Source organism: Pseudomonas sp. DTU12.3 (assembly GCF_004124275.1).
In the GTDB taxonomy this organism is placed as follows: domain Bacteria; phylum Pseudomonadota; class Gammaproteobacteria; order Pseudomonadales; family Pseudomonadaceae; genus Aquipseudomonas; species Aquipseudomonas helmanticensis.
This window is the reverse complement of sequence record NZ_CP027218.1, coordinates 5511362-5527053: the sequence shown is the minus strand read 5'-3', so window position 1 is coordinate 5527053 and position 15692 is coordinate 5511362. Positions and strand designations below refer to the sequence as shown.

Genomic DNA, 15692 nt, shown 5'->3' with positions numbered 1-15692 from the left:
GAGAGTTTGAGGCATGCGTAGAAGCAACCGCGGTTTTACCCTGATCGAAATCATGATCGTGATTGCGATCATCGGCATTGTCATGACCATCGCCGCCCCGAGCTTTACCGAATACCTGAAAAAGGGCCGCCGTGCCGAAGTGGTGTCGCTGCTGTCCGAGCAGGCGCAGACCCTTGAACGTTTCTATACCAAGAACAATGTCTACACCGGCGTCACCGGTCTGAGTACGGGCAATGATTTCTACACCATTACCCCGACCATCGCTGACCAGACCTTCCTGCTGACCGCCACCCGCAAGACGGGTACGTCTATGGCCACCGACAAGTGCGGGGATTTCACCCTGACCAACACCGGTGTCAGAAGCATGAACAACGCGACCACCGGGCTTGCCACCAAGGATTGCTGGGGCCGCTGAGGCGCACATCTTCGGGTGCCTTTTGCGCCCACTGTCTTTTTTACGGTTGGATCAAACATGACCAGGCAACAGCAAGTGGTGATTGTCGGTGGCGGGGTGATTGGCCTGCTGACCGCTTACAACCTCGCCTCCGAAGTGCGCAGCGTGGTGCTGCTGGATCGCGCGAACCTCGGCCAGGAATCCTCCTGGGCGGGCGGCGGTATCGTTTCGCCGTTGTATCCGTGGCGCTATAGCCCGGCGGTCACCGCACTGGCGCACTGGTCGCAGGATTTTTATCCACAGCTCGGCGAGCGTCTGTTCGCCGATACCGGCGTCGATCCTGAAGTGCACACCACCGGCCTGTATTGGCTGGATCTGGATGATGAAGCCGAAGCGTTGGCTTGGGCTGAGCGTGAAGGTCGTCCGCTGCGGGCTGTGGATATCTCGGCGGCGCACGATTCGGTGCCGGTGCTAGGTGGTGGATTTTCACGGGCGATCTACATGGCTGATGTGGCCAACGTGCGCAATCCGCGTCTGGTGAAATCGCTGAAAGCGGCGTTGCAGGCACTGCCAAACGTGACAATTCACGAACAGTGCGAAGTCAGCGGATTTGTTCGCGAGGACGAGCGGATTGTCGGCGTCGAGACGTCTCAAGGCGTGATCAATGGCGATCAGGTTGTGCTGACGGCGGGTGCGTGGAGCGGCGACCTGCTCAAGACCCTGAGCCTGACGTTGCCGGTCGAACCGGTCAAAGGCCAGATGATTCTCTACAAATGTGCAGCGGACTTTTTGCCGAGCATGGTATTGGCCAAAGGTCGTTATGCGATTCCGCGTCGCGACGGCCATATCCTGATTGGCAGCACGCTGGAGCACGAAGGCTACGACAAGACGCCGACCGATGTGGCGCTGGAAAGCCTCAAGGCTTCGGCAGTGGAGTTGCTGCCGGCGCTGGCGCATGCCGAGGTTGTGGGGCACTGGGCGGGATTGCGTCCGGGGTCGCCGGAAGGGATTCCGTACATTGGCCGGGTGCCGGGGTTTGAGGGTTTGTGGCTGAACTGCGGGCATTACCGCAATGGGCTGGTGCTGGCGCCGGCGTCGTGCCAGTTGTTTGCCGATGTGATGCTCGGACGTGCGCCGATTATTGATCCGGCGCCGTATGCACCGGCTGGTCGGATCTGAAGAAAAATCAAAAGATCGCAGCCTGCGGCAGCTCCTACAGGGAACGTATTCCAATGTAGGAGCTGCCGCAGGCTGCGATCTTTGGCGATCTAATCCAGGCCCAGTTTCTTCAGCCGATAGCGCATCGACCGAAACGACAGGCTCAAGCGCTGCGCCGCCGCCGTACGATTCCAGCGCGTTTCCTCCAGCGCCTGCAAGATCAGTTTGCGCTCGACGTTCTCCAGATAATCTTCCAGATTGTCGATCTGTGTCAGGTCGGCAATCCCTCCTTCAGCCGCGCAATTGCCTTCGCTCAAGCGCAAGTCTGCAGACTCGATCACGCGGTTCTCACACAAGGTGTGCGCGCGTTCGAGCACGTTCTCCAGCTCCCGCACATTGCCCGGAAAACGGTAGTTCTTCAGTGCTTCCAGCGCCTGCGGATGCAGCCGCGCCACCGGTTGGCCGGTGTCTTTGGCCAAACGCTTGAGCATGTGCGCCGCGAGCACTTCAATGTCGTCACGCCGCTCGCGCAGTGATGGCACGCGCAGTTCGATAACGTTGAGCCGGTAATAAAGGTCCTGGCGGAAACGCTCGGCAGCGACCTCGGCATCAAGGTCCTTGTGGGTTGCACAGAGAATGCGCACATCGACCACGGTTTCCTGCTGACCACCGACGCTGCGCACGGCTTTTTCCTGAATCGCCCGCAGCAGTTTTACCTGCATCGACAGCGGCAAGTCCGCCACTTCGTCGAGAAACAAGGTGCCGCCGTTCGCCGCCTGGAACAGCCCCGGCTTGTCCTCGACGGCGCCGGTGAAACTGCCTTTGCGATGGCCAAAGAATTCGCTTTCCATCAGCTCGGACGGAATCGCCCCGCAGTTCACCGGTACGAACGGCTGGCTGGCGCGCGGCCCTTGCTCATGAATCAGGCGCGCGACCCGCTCCTTGCCGCTGCCGGATTCACCACTGATGTACACCGGCGCCTGGCTGCGGGCGAGCTTGTCGATCTGCTTGCGCAGGTCGCGCATCGGTAACGAATCACCGAGCAGGCGTCGATCGATTGAAGTGCTTGCAGCGCTCGCGGCCGGCATGCGCAGGGCTGTGCCGACCAGTTCGCGCAAGCGGGTGAGGTCAACCGGTTTGGTCAGAAAGTCAAAGGCGCCGGCCTTCAGTGCATTGATTGCGGTTTCCAGGCTGCCATAGGCGGTGATCATCGCCACGGGCAGTTGTGGATAACGCTGCTGGATGTGCAGCACCAGATCCAGCCCCGTGCCGTCGGGTAGACGCATGTCGGTCAGGCACAGGTCAAAGCGCTCGCGGTGCAACAACGCTTGGGCTTCGCCGAGATTACGCGCGCTGTAGGTGTCGAGCTTCATCCGTCCCAGGGTGATTTCCAGGAGTTCGCGGATGTCGGGCTCGTCGTCGACGATGAGGATTTTTTGCCGTGGGCTGTTAGTCAACTTTGTTTCCGTCCGTGAGCAAAGGTGATGCGAAAGCAGCCGCCGCCTTGGCGTGGTTTGAAGTCTAGGCGCGCTTGGTTGCTTTCGCACAGCTCACGGGACAGATAAAGCCCAAGGCCGGTGCCCTGGCTGCTGGTGGTAAAGAACGGTTCGAACAGATGCGCCTGTTCGTCGACTGGCACGCCGGGGCCGTTGTCCTGCACCTCAAGCACCGCCAATTGGCTGTCCGGGTCGACGAACAATGCCAGCCAGACCTCGGCCTGCTCGTGCAGTAACGCGCTGTGGCGCCAGCCGTTGCGTAACAGATTGTCGAGAATTTGCGTGAGCTGATTGGGGTCCATCAGTGTGGCGAAGTCACCCGAGTTGATCCGCAGATGAATGTGTTGGCGCTCGCTGGCCTGTTCGCGGCTCTCGGCGACGAAGTTTTCCAGCCACGGCTTGAGATCCAGCCGTTGCGGGGCACTTTGCTGGCGTCGTGAAAGTTGCAGGACGTTTTCGATGACTCGGTTCATGCGCTGGGAGTGATCTTGAATGATCTGCGTCAGACGCCGGTCGGCGCTGTCGAGTTCCTCGGATTCGCCCAATAGCTGTGCGGCATGACTGATGGCGCCGAGCGGATTGCGGATTTCGTGAGAGATGCCGGCGGTCAGGCGCCCGAGTGCGGCAAGTTTCAGTTGCTGGGCCTGCTGGGATATTTGCGCCAGGTCTTCGAGAAATACCAGGGTTTGCTGATTCGGGCTTTGTTCGAGAGCAATGAAGCTCGGCTGCAATTCAAGGCCATTGCCGGGAATCTTCAGGCTTTGCGGGCGCAGGCTCGGATTGTTCATCCACAGTTGCAGGCGTTCGACCAGTGCGGGCGAGTAGGCGTCGATCAGATGGCCTTGCAGGTGTGAGCGCGCGAGCAGGTTCTGCGCACTCTGGTTGGCCAGTTGCACGCGACGTTCCTCGTCGAGCACGAGAATCCCGGTGCGCATGCGCTGCAGAATCAGTGCGTTCAACGCCTCCAGGCCGACCACCTCGCTGGCCCGTTGCTCGGCCAGCGTTTCGCTGACTTCAAGACGGCGGATCAGCCCTTGCACCAGCAGCGATGCGGCAAAGCACAGTGCGCCGAGCGTGCCGGCTTGCAGGTATTCGTTGGCGCTCAGGGGGTGGCTGAAACTCAGCAGGAAACTCAGGCCGACGATGCCAAGAGCGCCGATGGCGGCGATCAGCAGGCCGATGCGTCGGCGCAGCAGGGTGTTGCTGATCGCCACCGAAACAATCAGCAGGTTGCCGAGGGCGCTGGCCACGCCGCCCGCCGCATAGAACAGGCCGCATAGCAACAGCACATCGACGAGGGCCAGGCTGAACAGTTGCGCCGGTCGCCGGGTGTTCTCGAGAAACACCACCAGCAAGATGTTCAGGACCAGATATAACCAGCTGCCGCCGCGCAGCAGATCGTCGTTGGCCGACGTCAGCAGGCGGTTATCCATGTTGCTGGAGATCAGCAGCACCAAAGTGATGCCGACGCTTAAACGGTAGAGATGATAAAGGCGCAGCAGGCGCTGAGCCTGTTTGCTGTCGGCGTTGGCGGCCTCAGCGATCACTGGCACCCGGGCCTTGCTCAAGGTGAGCCTGGCTGCAATACCACTGTTGTTGCACGCTCAATGCGCGATCACGCGGCAAGTGCACGCCGCAATGGGCGCAACGCACCATGGGTGGGGCGTCCTGCTCGCGGGGGGCGCGATCGGACTGATTGGCAGCGGGTGCCTTGAATTTTCGCCACAGCCATACCGCAGCAAAAATCAGGACAATCCAGAATAATAAACGAAGCATGATGAGCGGCTTTTCGACTGATGATCCGGCAGTTTAGCCAAGCTCCCGACAAGCGCACAGCCTATTAACGCGCGGCAATAAAAAAGGGAGATCCGCAGATCTCCCTTTTTTGTCCATCCGGTGTGATCAGTCGAACACGCCGAAGGTCATGTAGCTGAACCACGAGCGGTCGGTGCTGCTCGACTCTGGCTCCGGCTCTTCGATCACGTCGCCGTTTTCGTCTTTAGGCTTCAGATCGTTCGGTATCGCGTCTTTCGCGTCCTGGTACTGTTTCTGCACGTCCTGGTTGGCGCGGGTTTCGCCCGGCGGCAGCGGCGGACGCGATTCGATCAGGCCGAGCGTTGCCTTGCTCAGGAACGAACGGTTATCGGCTTCAGCAACCCGTGGCACGAACTGGCCGTCTTGCAGGCTCGGGTGGTTCGGGTAGTTGAGCTTCAGGGTTTCCAGGCTGGTGTTGGCCAGTTCGTCCAGGTGCAGACGCTGGTAAGCCTCGGTCATCACCGCCAGGCCGTCGCCGACCGATGGGGTTTCCTGGAAGTTTTCCACGACGTACCGGCCACGGTTGGCAGCGGCTACATACGCCTGACGGGTCAGGTAGTAGTCGGCCACGTGGATTTCGTAGGCTGCCAGCAGGTTGCGCAGATAAATCATGCGCTGCTTGGCGTCCGGCGCGTAGCGGCTGTTCGGGTAGCGGCTGGTCAGCTGGGCGAACTCGTTGTACGAGTCGCGGGCAGCGCCCGGGTCACGCTTGGTCATGTCCAGCGGCAGGAAACGCGCCAACAGGCCGACGTCCTGGTCGAAAGAAGTCAGACCTTTGAGGTAATACGCGTAATCCACGTTCGGATGCTGCGGATGCAAACGAATGAAACGCTCGGCAGCGGACTTTGCAGCTTCCGGCTCGGCGTTCTTGTAGTTGGCGTAGATCAGCTCCAGCTGTGCCTGATCGGCGTAGCGACCGAACGGATAACGCGACTCCAGAGCCTTCAGCTTGGCTGTGGCGCTGGTGTAGCTGTTGTTGTCCAGGTCAGTCTGAGCCTGCTGATACAGCTCGGCTTCGCTGAGGTTTTCGTCTACGACTTCCTTCGATGAGCAAGCAGCGGTCAATGCGAGGATGGCGATCAGCAGCAGGTGTTTCACTTGCATGGCGGCTTGCGTCCCTATGACGGCCGCTGTCTTGGGCGGGGCCGTCCTGTTATGATGAGCGCCCCGTTGAAAAGCCTCGGGGCAAAAGACGCCGTATTTAACCACAAGCGCGCAGCCGAAACCAAAAGCTGTGCCGACGCACAGTCAGAGCATGTCCGATAAAATTGAACTTCGCGCAGAGGTGCCGTCCGAATTGGGCGGCCAACGCCTCGATCAAGTCGCTGCCCAACTCTTCGCTGAGCACTCTCGCTCGCGCCTTTCCGCCTGGATCAAAGAAGGTCGCCTGACTGTGGACGGGGCGGTCATCCGCCCTCGCGACATCGTGCATGGCGGTGCCATCCTTGAGCTGACTGCCGAGCAGGAAGCCCAGGGCGAGTGGATCGCCCAGGACATCGAGCTCGACATCGTCTATGAAGACGACGACATCCTGGTGATCAACAAGCCTGCGGGCCTGGTGGTGCACCCGGCTGCCGGTCATGCCGATGGCACCTTGCTCAATGCCTTGCTGCACCACGTGCCGGACATCATCAATGTCCCGCGCGCCGGTATCGTGCATCGTCTGGACAAGGACACCACCGGTTTGATGGTGGTGGCCAAGACCATTCAGGCGCAGACCAAGCTTGTTACTCAATTGCAGAGTCGCAGCGTCAGCCGGATCTACGAGTGCATCGTGATCGGCGTGGTCACCGCCGGTGGCAAGATCAACGCCCCGATCGGTCGTCACGGCCAGCAGCGCCAGCGCATGGCGGTAATGGAAGGCGGCAAGCCTGCCGTCAGCCACTACCGCGTGCTGGAGCGTTTCCGCTCGCACACCCACGTACGGGTGAAGCTGGAAACCGGTCGTACCCACCAGATCCGTGTGCACATGTCGCATATCAACTTTCCGTTGGTCGGCGATCCGGCATACGGCGGTCGTTTCCGCATTCCGCCAGCCGCTAACCCGACGATGGTTGAATCGCTCAAGCATTTCCCGCGTCAGGCCCTGCACGCGCGTTTCCTTGAGCTGGATCATCCGACGACCGGTGTGCGCATGAGCTGGGAATCGCCGCTGCCAGAAGATTTCGTCTGGTTGCTGACCCTGCTCAAGCAGGATCGCGAGGCATTCATCGGATGAACTGGCTGACGCCGGACTGGCCCGCGCCGGCCAGCGTCAAAGCCTGCGTCAGCACTCGCGAGGGTGGTGTCAGCGAGGCACCGTTCGACAGCCTCAATCTGGGCGATCATGTCGATGATCGTCCTGAGGCTGTTGCCGAGAACCGTCGGCGCCTGACCGATCACTTCTCTATACAGCCTGCCTGGTTGCAGCAAGTGCACGGGATTGCCGTGGCGCCTGCTGATCCGGGCATTGTTGCGACCGCAGATGCCAGTTGGACAGCAACGCCGGGCGTTGCCTGCGCGGCGATGACAGCCGATTGCTTGCCAGCATTGTTCTGCGATCGTGCCGGCACTCGCGTGGCGGCGGCCCATGCCGGTTGGCGCGGTCTGGCGGCGGGTGTACTGGAAGCGACGCTCGATAGCCTTGATGTTCTGCCCAAAGATGTTCTGGTCTGGCTCGGCCCGGCCATCGGCCCGCAAGCCTTTGAAGTCGGCGCGGAAGTGCGCGAAGTCTTCATCAATCAACTGCCTGAAGCAGCAGAAGCGTTCGTACCGAGCGACAATGCCGGCAAGTTCATGGCGGATATCTATTTACTGGCGCGCCTACGTCTGGCCGCCCGAGGAGTTACAGCGGTTTACGGCGGAGGTTTCTGCACCGTGACCGATCCGCGCTTCTTCTCCTATCGCCGTGCCTCGCGCACCGGTCGCTTCGCCTCCCTCATCTGGCTCACCCGCTAGACTGTCTGATCTGCATCAACTGCCTGACGCTTGAATCTTGCAGAATCGACCGCATCTATAGCGGTATCTGGCAGGTTTCTTTATTCAGGATGGTTTTTAGGTCCGGCCTGCTCAAAAGGAAGGTGACTTATGCGAATAGACCGTTTAACCAGCAAATTACAGTTGGCCTTGTCCGACGCGCAGTCGTTGGCTGTCGGCCACGATCATCCGGCGATTGAGCCGGCGCACTTGATGCAAGCCATGCTTGAACAGCAGGGTGGTTCGATCAAACCTCTGCTGATGCAGGTCGGCTTCGACGTCAACAGCTTGCGTAAAGAGCTGACCAAAGAGCTCGACCAATTACCGAAAATCCAGAACCCGACCGGCGACGTCAACATGTCGCAGGATCTGGCGCGCCTGCTCAACCAGGCCGATCGTATGGCCCAGCAGAAGGGCGACCAATTCATTTCGAGCGAACTGGTGCTGCTCGCCGCGATGGACGAGAACAGCAAGCTTGGCAAGTTGCTGCTCGGCCAGGGTGTGAGCAAGAAAGCCCTGGAAAACGCGATCAATAACCTGCGTGGCGGCGAGGCGGTGAATGACGCCAACCACGAAGAGTCGCGTCAGGCGCTGGATAAATACACCGTCGACCTGACCAAGCGCGCCGAAGACGGCAAGCTCGACCCAGTGATCGGCCGTGATGACGAAATTCGTCGCACCATTCAGGTTCTGCAACGCCGCACCAAGAACAACCCGGTGCTGATCGGTGAGCCTGGCGTGGGGAAAACCGCGATCGCCGAAGGTCTGGCGCAGCGCATCATCAACGGCGAAGTGCCGGACGGCCTCAAGGGCAAACGTCTGCTGTCGCTGGACATGGGCGCGCTGATTGCCGGTGCCAAGTATCGCGGTGAGTTCGAAGAACGCCTGAAATCACTGCTCAACGAGCTGTCGAAGCAGGAAGGGCAGATCATTCTGTTCATCGACGAACTGCACACCATGGTCGGCGCCGGTAAGGGCGAAGGCTCGATGGACGCCGGCAACATGCTCAAGCCTGCACTGGCGCGCGGCGAGTTGCACTGTGTCGGCGCGACCACGCTCAACGAGTACCGCCAATATATAGAGAAGGACGCGGCGCTTGAGCGACGCTTCCAGAAAGTCCTGGTGGATGAGCCGAGCGAAGAGGACACCATCGCCATCCTGCGTGGCCTCAAAGAGCGTTACGAGGTTCACCACAAGGTGGCGATCACCGACGGCGCGATCATCGCCGCGGCCAAGCTCAGCCATCGCTACATCACTGACCGGCAGTTGCCGGACAAGGCCATCGACCTGATCGACGAGGCCGCCAGCCGCATCCGCATGGAAATCGATTCCAAGCCGGAAGTGCTCGATCGTCTTGAGCGTCGCCTGATTCAGTTGAAGGTGGAATCCCAGGCACTGAAGAAAGAAAGCGACGAAGCGGCGATGAAACGTCTGGAGAAACTCCAGGAAGAAATCGTCCGTCTGGAGCGTGAGTATTCCGATCTGGAAGAAATCTGGAACTCGGAAAAAGCCGAGGTACAGGGTTCTGCACAGATTCAGCAGAAGATCGAACAGTCGCGTCAGGAACTGGAAGCGGCACGCCGTAAAGGCGACCTGAATCGCATGGCCGAGTTGCAGTACGGGGTGATCCCGGATCTGGAGCGCAGCCTGCAAATGGTCGATCAGCACGGCAAGAGCGAAAACCAGTTGCTGCGCAGCAAGGTGACTGAAGAAGAGATCGCCGAAGTCGTGTCGAAGTGGACCGGCATTCCGGTGTCGAAAATGCTCGAAGGCGAGCGCGACAAACTGATGAAGATGGAAAGCCTGTTGCACAAACGGGTGATCGGTCAGGAAGAAGCCGTAGTTGCCGTGTCTAACGCAGTACGGCGTTCGCGCGCCGGGCTTTCCGACCCGAATCGTCCGAGCGGCTCGTTCATGTTCCTCGGCCCGACCGGTGTCGGTAAAACCGAGCTGTGCAAGGCGCTGGCCGAATTCCTCTTTGATACGGAAGAGGCGATGGTGCGGATCGACATGTCCGAGTTCATGGAGAAACATTCCGTGGCTCGCCTGATCGGTGCGCCACCGGGATACGTCGGCTACGAAGAGGGCGGTTACCTGACCGAGGCGGTGCGTCGCAAGCCTTACTCGGTGATCCTGCTGGACGAGGTCGAGAAGGCGCACCCGGATGTGTTCAACATCCTGCTGCAAGTGCTTGAAGATGGTCGCCTGACCGACAGCCATGGCCGCACGGTGGACTTCCGCAATACCGTGATTGTCATGACCTCGAATCTCGGTTCTGTGCAGATTCAGGAACTGGTCGGTGACCGTGAGGCGCAGCGTGCTGCGGTGATGGATGCGCTGACGTCGCACTTCCGCCCGGAGTTCATCAACCGGGTCGACGAAGTAGTGATCTTCGAGCCTCTGGCGCGGGATCAGATCGCGGGCATTACCGAGATCCAGTTGGGCCGTCTGCGCAGCCGTCTGGCCGAGCGCGAGCTGAAGCTGGAACTGAGCCCGGAAGCGATGGACAAGCTGATCGCTGTCGGCTACGACCCGGTGTATGGCGCACGTCCTTTGAAACGGGCGATCCAGCGCTGGATCGAAAACCCGCTGGCGCAAATGATCCTCTCGGGTCATTTCATGCCTGGCGACACGGCAACCGGCGCGGTTGAGAACGACGAAATCGTTTTCAACTAAGTCCGAACACCAATGAAAATTGGCAGGCCCCACCTTGTGGGGCCTTTTTTTTCGTTAGGCTGTTGAACTCAAAGGAAAAGGCTTGTAAAGTGCGCCCCGCAGTCAGTCGCCAAGACGGTCTCAGCTCACTGAGTTGAAATCTGAAATAAGTTGCAAATCATTAACTTGAAAGCAATTTAGGGGGTTGACAGAGGTGTTCTAGGTTGTAGAATAGCGCGCCTCAGACACACGAACGCAGCGATGCGAACGAGTGACTGGAAGCAGTAAGTTTCACAGTTGTAAATTGAAATATGTAGTTCCGTGATAGCTCAGTCGGTAGAGCAAATGACTGTTAATCATTGGGTCCCAGGTTCGAGTCCTGGTCACGGAGCCAATTTCAAGCCGGGGTATAGCGCAGTCCGGTAGCGCGCCTGCTTTGGGAGCAGGATGTCAGGAGTTCGAATCCCCTTACCCCGACCATTTTTGGGTCGTTAGCTCAGTTGGTAGAGCAGTTGGCTTTTAACCAATTGGTCGTAGGTTCGAATCCCACACGACCCACCATTTTTGAAACCAGTTAACGCTGGAATCGAATCTTAAGATCAGAGGCCAAAAGCGCTGATCGAAGAAGGCGACTGAAAGGTCGCCTTTTTTTTACCGGGGTATAGCGCAGTCCGGTAGCGCGCCTGCTTTGGGAGCAGGATGTCAGGAGTTCGAATCCCCTTACCCCGACCATATTAAAAATCCTCGTATCGAAAGATACGGGGATTTTTTTTGCCCGGCGTTTACTGACGGACAGCAGGCGCAAAAAAGCCGCGCCACCCGGAAGAGCGCGCGGCCTGGTTTTTTCTGGCAATCAGGCGCCGTCTTGATCTTTCAGATGTTCGAACAGCCCCTTGGGCATTTTCTTGCCATTGGCTTCGAAGTTGGCCTTCACATTGTTGTAGGCCTCCTGCTCATCGATAAAACCGTCATGGTTGGTGTCGATCTTGTCGAAATCAGACTTCGGCGCCACTTTCAGAAACTCCGCCCGGGATACCTTGCCGTCGCCATCGCTGTCAGTCCTGGCCATCGACGCATCGCCACACTTGCCTTCGCCACATTTGCCTTCAGGGGTTTTTACCGAGGTTTCTGCAGAAGCGACCATGTAACCCTGGGCCAATGGTTGCGCGGCGAATACCGAGCCGGACAGCATCAGACCGCCAGCCAGCGCGGCGCCGATCAGGCCAATGGATTTTTTACCGAGAGTCGAAGTACGGGACATATACATTCTCCTGGGCTGCGCTGCGCAACCACACGTTAAGGACGATTGCCTGAGCAGGTGTTGCTCGGGTGTGGCCATTAGGCGGTGGCGGTGTATCGCGACTGTGTCGCGCAGCGGGGGAGTTTGTAAGCGAAGTTGCGAAGGGCGGGGCGAAGATACAGTCAGACACATATCTTCAATCACATGAAAATCAAATGTGGGAGCGGGCTTGCTCGCGAAAGCTGTATATCAGCAACATTAACGTCGACTGACACACCGCCTTCGGGAGCAAGCCCCTCCCACAGTTTTACTGCATCAATGCAGCTTCAGGCGTGGCTCGGTGCCGCGACCAATCTTGCTGCCCAGCATCAGCATCGCCGTGCGAAACGGCCCGTACAACGCCATCTGGTGCATGCGGTACAGCGACACGTAAAACATCCGTGCCAGCCAGCCTTCGAGCATCACGCTGCCGGTCAGGTTGCCCATCAAGTTACCCACAGCCGAGAAACGCGACAGCGAGATCAGCGAGCCGTAGTCGGTGTACTTGTATTCCGGCAGGGTCTTGCCTTCGATGCGCAGTTTCAGCGATTTGGCCAGCAAGGAGGCCTGTTGGTGCGCTGCTTGTGCACGCGGTGGCACGTTGCGATCGGTGCCCGGTTGTGGGCAGGCTGCGCAGTCGCCGAAAGCGAAGATGTTTTCGTCACGGGTGGTTTGCAGGGTCGGCAGCACTTGCAGTTGATTGATGCGATTGGTTTCCAGGCCGTCGATGTCCTTGAGGAAACCCGGCGCACGGATACCGGCAGCCCAGACTTTCAGGCTGGCCTTGATCTCGTTGCCGTCGGCAGTGATCAAACTGTCTGCGGTCACTTCGCTGACCGATGCGTTGGTCATGACATTGACCCCGAGTTTCTCCAGCGTCTTGTGCACCGGTCCGCTGATGCGCTCGGGCAGGGCTGGCAACACCCGTGGGCCGGCTTCGATCAGGGTGATGTGCATGTTTTCCGGTTTGATCCGGTCCAGGCCATAAGCGGCCAATTCATGCGCCGCGTTGTGCAGTTCTGCCGCCAGCTCGACGCCTGTGGCGCCCGCGCCGACGATGGCCACGCTGATCTGCTCGATCACGTCGGTCTGGCCGGCATGTGCACGCAGATAGTGATTGAGCAGTTGCTGGTGGAAGCGCTCGGCCTGTTTGCGGGTATCGAGGAACAGGCAGTGTTGCGCCGCACCCTGAGTGCCGAAATCGTTGGTGGTGCTGCCGACGCTGATCACCAGCGAGTCGTATTGCACTTCACGCGCCGGGACGAGCTCGACGCCGTTTTCGTCGTAGGTCGCCGCTAGCTGGATTTTCTTCTGCGCACGATCAAGCCCGCTCATGCGCCCCAGCTGGAACTCGAAGTGGTTCCATTTCGCCTGGGCAACATAGTTGAGTTCGTCTTCGGAGGAGTTCAGCGATCCGGCGGCCACTTCGTGCAGCAAAGGCTTCCAGATGTGCGTCAGGTTGGCGTCGACCAGCATCACGCTGGCCGTGCCGCGCTTGCCCAGAGTCTTACCCAGACGGGTAGCCAACTCCAGGCCGCCGGCGCCGCCGCCGACAATAACAATACGATGGGACATAGGGATAACTCGCAAGGTTTTTAAAGGAAATCTTTGTCGTCATTACCCAAGCGAGCGCCAGGCTGCTCATAGCGTCAGGTAACTGATAAATCGGCTCAACAGGCCCAGACCAATGGTCACTGCCAGCACCAGCACGAGGAGCATCCACGGCCGGAATGGCCGGCGCTCGACTCGGTGTTGGGACAGTTGCAGGTACTCTTCGACATGTTTCTGGTCTTCGGGGTTCAGGCGGCTGGTCATAATTGCCTCGTCAGGTAGACGTTGCTGAATGGGCGCAAGCTACAGCGGTTTTTATCCGGGGTTGAACGGAGCATAGCCGCTGTCCGGAACCGGCTCGACGCTCACCCTGTCTTCGAGGCGAATGATCCCGCTTTGTAACACTCGCGCAGTAATTCCGCCATGCCCGCGCACGGCCTGAAAGGTGCCGGGGCCAAGGTTGTTCTGCAGGCGTGCGCAAGGCTGACACCAGCCCGTGGTTTCGAATATTGCCTGACCGATGCGAAAGCGCCGACCTTTCAGACTAAACAGATTGATACCGCTGATAACGAGATTACGCCGCAGATCTTCAGGTTTCACCGGTTGATCGTCTGGGCGCCCCATCAATGCGTTGATCACCGCCAGGTGTTCGAACTGGATCAGCGTCACCTGGCGCGCATTACGCACACCGGGGCGGGCGTGGTCGCCGGTCAGCCCTGCTTCCAGCCGCGCTTCCACCGCATCCAGTTCGATCATCGGCCCCCGGGACTCGGGGCGCACGCCGATCCAGCGTACACATCCGGTCTGCGGCACATCCGCGATCAATTGCTGAAGTGGTGTCACAGGCTGATCCCGACATCGAAGACGATGCTGCGGCCAAGGTTACTGCGCAGAAAGTCCGGCGCGTCCGGGTGAGCGAACAGCACGCGGGCGAAGGTCGGGCCGACGAGCGACAACGAGCGCCAGCCCTGACGCAAATATTCGGTGGGCGGCGGGAAGTGGCTGTTCAAGTCGAGCACTTCGCGCTTGAGGCTGGCGAAGGCGATGATGTCCAGTTCACCGAGGTCCATGCCGCGCTCTTTGTAGTTGTGAGCTTTTTTGCGCAAGGTCGGTGCCAGTCGCATGAGGAATTCATTGGCCGGTATTCGCTTGGGCTTGGCTTCGCGGCGAACCAGTTGGCTGAGAGAAAACGCGCTGCGGCGGCGCTGCAACTCATCGCGCCATTCGTCATTGAGCCGACGCCCCTCATCGAGGACGAAGAACACTTCGAAATTGGCCTCGCGAAACAGCACGTCCGGCGGTTCACCGGCCGGCGCGAATTCGTCGACGCGGTAGGGAATATTCAAGCCTTGCAGCAGGCGCTGGCAAACCCAACGCTCACGCTCCCATTTGCGGGCATTGGACAGGAACGCGTTGGCCTGCTCGGCCGCGATGGTCAGCAGGCGTAAATAATCTGAGTCATCCATAGGCCCAAGCTTAGCGTCCAAATGCGACAAGCTGAAAGCTTTGCTTGCACCGCCCGCTCACCTCGCCCTTGTAGGAGCTGCCGAAGGCTGCGATCTTTTGACTGTAAAAAGAACAAGATCAAAAGATCGCAGCCTGCGGCAGCTCCTACGGGGGACGTGCGCAGAAAGGTGAGGGAGTCATGATCGGGGCTGAACTGCTTTCGACGGAGAGTCTGACATTCGGTTGGCTGATTTACTTGCCGGCGCTGCTCTGGGCGGTCTTGAGGGCGCCGTGGCTCGAGTTGTTCAGTGACAGTCGTCGTCAACACCTGTTGTTCGGCACGGTGTTCGCGTTGTTTCTGCTGTGGCTGGTGCGCAGGGATTTCGACACCGGCGTGTCGTATCACTTTATCGGTATGACGGCGGTGACCTTGCTGCTGGACTGGCCCTTGGCGATTGTCGGCGGGCTGGTGGCGCAAATCGGTCTGGTGTTGCTCGGGCGTCAGGATCTCGCGGCGATGGGGGCCAACGGCTCATTGTTTATTTTGCTGCCCGTGCTGATCACCGAGTGCGTGGCGATTCTGGTCGAACGTGCGCAGCCGCGGAATCCCTTCGTTTATATTTTCTGTTCGGGGTTTCTGGCTGCCGCGCTGTCGGCGTTGTTTTGCCTGCTTTTGAGCCTGACGCTGCTCTGGTACGACGGTCTCTTCGCCCTGCCGGAATGGCTCGAGGACTTCATCGGTTACCTGTGGCTGATCATTTTCCCCGAGGCGTTCATCAACGGCATGGTCATCAGCGCCCTGGTGGTGTTCTGCCCGGAATGGCTGGAGACTTTCAACCGCACCCGCTACCTTTCGGCGCCGTGGAAGGACGACGATCCGAAGTCTTGATCCACATCAAACCGGCCATCCACGGGAAATTTCATGCTCGCGCAAATCCCTTCA

The 15692-nt window shown here is 59.3% G+C and carries 15 protein-coding genes and 4 tRNA genes; 10 read left to right on the top strand and 9 right to left on the bottom strand.

The window, feature by feature from the left end:
- Window positions 1–13: 13 nt before the first annotated feature.
- A complete protein-coding gene (locus tag C2E19_RS25350; protein ID WP_129395568.1) occupies window positions 14–415 on the top strand; it encodes a type IV pilin protein in 402 nt (133 codons plus the stop codon).
- 57 nt (window positions 416–472) lie between these two features.
- Window positions 473–1573, top strand: a complete 1101-nt coding sequence (gene thiO / locus C2E19_RS25345) for a glycine oxidase ThiO (RefSeq protein WP_129395567.1) — start codon at window positions 473–475, stop codon at window positions 1571–1573.
- Window positions 1574–1662: 89 nt separating this feature from the next.
- Here thiO and C2E19_RS25340 read toward each other — a convergent pair whose 3' ends face one another.
- The 4 genes from C2E19_RS25340 to C2E19_RS25325 form a co-directional block, all read right to left on the bottom strand.
- Entirely contained in the window at window positions 1663–3009 is a 1347-nt protein-coding gene (locus tag C2E19_RS25340; RefSeq protein WP_129395566.1) for a sigma-54 dependent transcriptional regulator, read from the bottom strand.
- On the bottom strand, window positions 3006–4595 hold the full coding sequence (locus C2E19_RS25335; protein ID WP_129396177.1) for a PAS domain-containing sensor histidine kinase: 1590 nt from the start codon (window positions 4593–4595) through the stop codon (window positions 3006–3008). Before C2E19_RS25335 ends, C2E19_RS25340 begins: the two co-directional genes overlap by 4 nt.
- Window positions 4585–4824 carry a PP0621 family protein gene (locus C2E19_RS25330; RefSeq protein ID WP_129395565.1) on the bottom strand — a complete coding sequence of 80 codons (240 nt, stop codon included), beginning with the start codon at window positions 4822–4824 and terminating at the stop codon, window positions 4585–4587. The genes C2E19_RS25335 and C2E19_RS25330 overlap by 11 nt, the downstream gene beginning before the upstream one ends.
- Before the next feature lie 126 nt (window positions 4825–4950).
- A complete protein-coding gene (locus C2E19_RS25325) occupies window positions 4951–5967 on the bottom strand; it encodes an outer membrane protein assembly factor BamD (protein ID WP_129395564.1) in 1017 nt (338 codons plus the stop codon).
- A gap of 151 nt (window positions 5968–6118) precedes the next feature.
- Here C2E19_RS25325 and rluD point away from each other — a divergent pair, with 151 nt between their 5' ends.
- The 7 genes from rluD to C2E19_RS25290 all read left to right on the top strand — a co-directional run bounded on the left by rluD (window position 6119) and on the right by C2E19_RS25290 (window position 11205).
- Entirely contained in the window at window positions 6119–7081 is a 963-nt protein-coding gene (rluD, locus tag C2E19_RS25320; protein ID WP_122592797.1) for a 23S rRNA pseudouridine(1911/1915/1917) synthase RluD, read from the top strand.
- A complete protein-coding gene (gene pgeF, locus C2E19_RS25315) occupies window positions 7078–7800 on the top strand; it encodes a peptidoglycan editing factor PgeF (protein WP_129395563.1) in 723 nt (240 codons plus the stop codon). The genes rluD and pgeF overlap by 4 nt, the downstream gene beginning before the upstream one ends.
- Window positions 7801–7929: 129 nt before the next feature.
- The gene (gene clpB, locus C2E19_RS25310; protein ID WP_129395562.1) at window positions 7930–10494 is read left to right on the top strand and encodes an ATP-dependent chaperone ClpB; all 2565 of its coding nucleotides are present in this window, start codon (window positions 7930–7932) and stop codon (window positions 10492–10494) included.
- A gap of 297 nt (window positions 10495–10791) precedes the next feature.
- Window positions 10792–10867 (top strand) — tRNA-Asn (locus C2E19_RS25305).
- A 9-nt stretch (window positions 10868–10876) separates the two neighbouring features.
- Window positions 10877–10953: transfer RNA gene (locus C2E19_RS25300), tRNA-Pro, on the top strand.
- Between the two features lie 5 nt (window positions 10954–10958).
- Window positions 10959–11034, top strand: a tRNA-Lys gene (locus C2E19_RS25295).
- Between the two features lie 94 nt (window positions 11035–11128).
- Window positions 11129–11205: transfer RNA gene (locus C2E19_RS25290), tRNA-Pro, on the top strand.
- 121 nt (window positions 11206–11326) lie between these two features.
- Here the strand turns inward: C2E19_RS25290 and C2E19_RS25285 are convergent.
- From C2E19_RS25285 to C2E19_RS25265, 5 genes are all read right to left on the bottom strand, one after another.
- Complete coding sequence (locus C2E19_RS25285) at window positions 11327–11734, bottom strand: EF-hand domain-containing protein (RefSeq protein ID WP_129395561.1); 408 nt, start codon at window positions 11732–11734, stop codon at window positions 11327–11329.
- Window positions 11735–12028: 294 nt separating this feature from the next.
- The gene (locus C2E19_RS25280) at window positions 12029–13327 is read right to left on the bottom strand and encodes an NAD(P)/FAD-dependent oxidoreductase (protein ID WP_095121769.1); all 1299 of its coding nucleotides are present in this window, start codon (window positions 13325–13327) and stop codon (window positions 12029–12031) included.
- A 66-nt stretch (window positions 13328–13393) separates the two neighbouring features.
- The gene (locus tag C2E19_RS25275; protein ID WP_007909875.1) at window positions 13394–13567 is read right to left on the bottom strand and encodes a DUF3094 domain-containing protein; all 174 of its coding nucleotides are present in this window, start codon (window positions 13565–13567) and stop codon (window positions 13394–13396) included.
- A gap of 51 nt (window positions 13568–13618) precedes the next feature.
- On the bottom strand, window positions 13619–14146 hold the full coding sequence (locus C2E19_RS25270; protein WP_129395560.1) for an MOSC domain-containing protein: 528 nt from the start codon (window positions 14144–14146) through the stop codon (window positions 13619–13621).
- Window positions 14143–14769 (bottom strand): DUF1780 domain-containing protein, encoded by a 627-nt coding sequence (locus C2E19_RS25265; RefSeq protein WP_064392452.1) that lies wholly within the window; start codon window positions 14767–14769, stop codon window positions 14143–14145. Before C2E19_RS25265 ends, C2E19_RS25270 begins: the two co-directional genes overlap by 4 nt.
- A 179-nt stretch (window positions 14770–14948) precedes the next feature.
- On the opposite strand from C2E19_RS25265, the gene C2E19_RS25260 reads away from it, so the two are divergent.
- Entirely contained in the window at window positions 14949–15638 is a 690-nt protein-coding gene (locus C2E19_RS25260) for an energy-coupling factor ABC transporter permease (RefSeq protein ID WP_129395559.1), read from the top strand.
- Window positions 15639–15692: the final 54 nt, after the last annotated feature.

Bases quoted from the DNA above. Each gene is read 5' to 3' on its own strand.
- C2E19_RS25325 (WP_129395564.1), bottom strand. From the start codon at position 5,967: ATGCAAGTGAAACACCTGCTGCTGATCGCCATCCTCGCATTGACCGCT.
- pgeF (WP_129395563.1), top strand. From the start codon at position 7,078: ATGAACTGGCTGACGCCGGACTGGCCCGCGCCGGCCAGCGTCAAAGCC.
- clpB (WP_129395562.1), top strand. From the start codon at position 7,930: ATGCGAATAGACCGTTTAACCAGCAAATTACAGTTGGCCTTGTCCGAC.
- thiO (WP_129395567.1), top strand. From the start codon at position 473: ATGACCAGGCAACAGCAAGTGGTGATTGTCGGTGGCGGGGTGATTGGC.
- C2E19_RS25285 (WP_129395561.1), bottom strand. From the start codon at position 11,734: ATGTCCCGTACTTCGACTCTCGGTAAAAAATCCATTGGCCTGATCGGC.
- C2E19_RS25275 (WP_007909875.1), bottom strand. From the start codon at position 13,567: ATGACCAGCCGCCTGAACCCCGAAGACCAGAAACATGTCGAAGAGTAC.
- C2E19_RS25260 (WP_129395559.1), top strand. From the start codon at position 14,949: ATGATCGGGGCTGAACTGCTTTCGACGGAGAGTCTGACATTCGGTTGG.
- C2E19_RS25280 (WP_095121769.1), bottom strand. From the start codon at position 13,327: ATGTCCCATCGTATTGTTATTGTCGGCGGCGGCGCCGGCGGCCTGGAG.
- C2E19_RS25330 (WP_129395565.1), bottom strand. From the start codon at position 4,824: ATGCTTCGTTTATTATTCTGGATTGTCCTGATTTTTGCTGCGGTATGG.
- C2E19_RS25265 (WP_064392452.1), bottom strand. From the start codon at position 14,769: ATGGATGACTCAGATTATTTACGCCTGCTGACCATCGCGGCCGAGCAG.
- C2E19_RS25350 (WP_129395568.1), top strand. From the start codon at position 14: ATGCGTAGAAGCAACCGCGGTTTTACCCTGATCGAAATCATGATCGTG.
- rluD (WP_122592797.1), top strand. From the start codon at position 6,119: ATGTCCGATAAAATTGAACTTCGCGCAGAGGTGCCGTCCGAATTGGGC.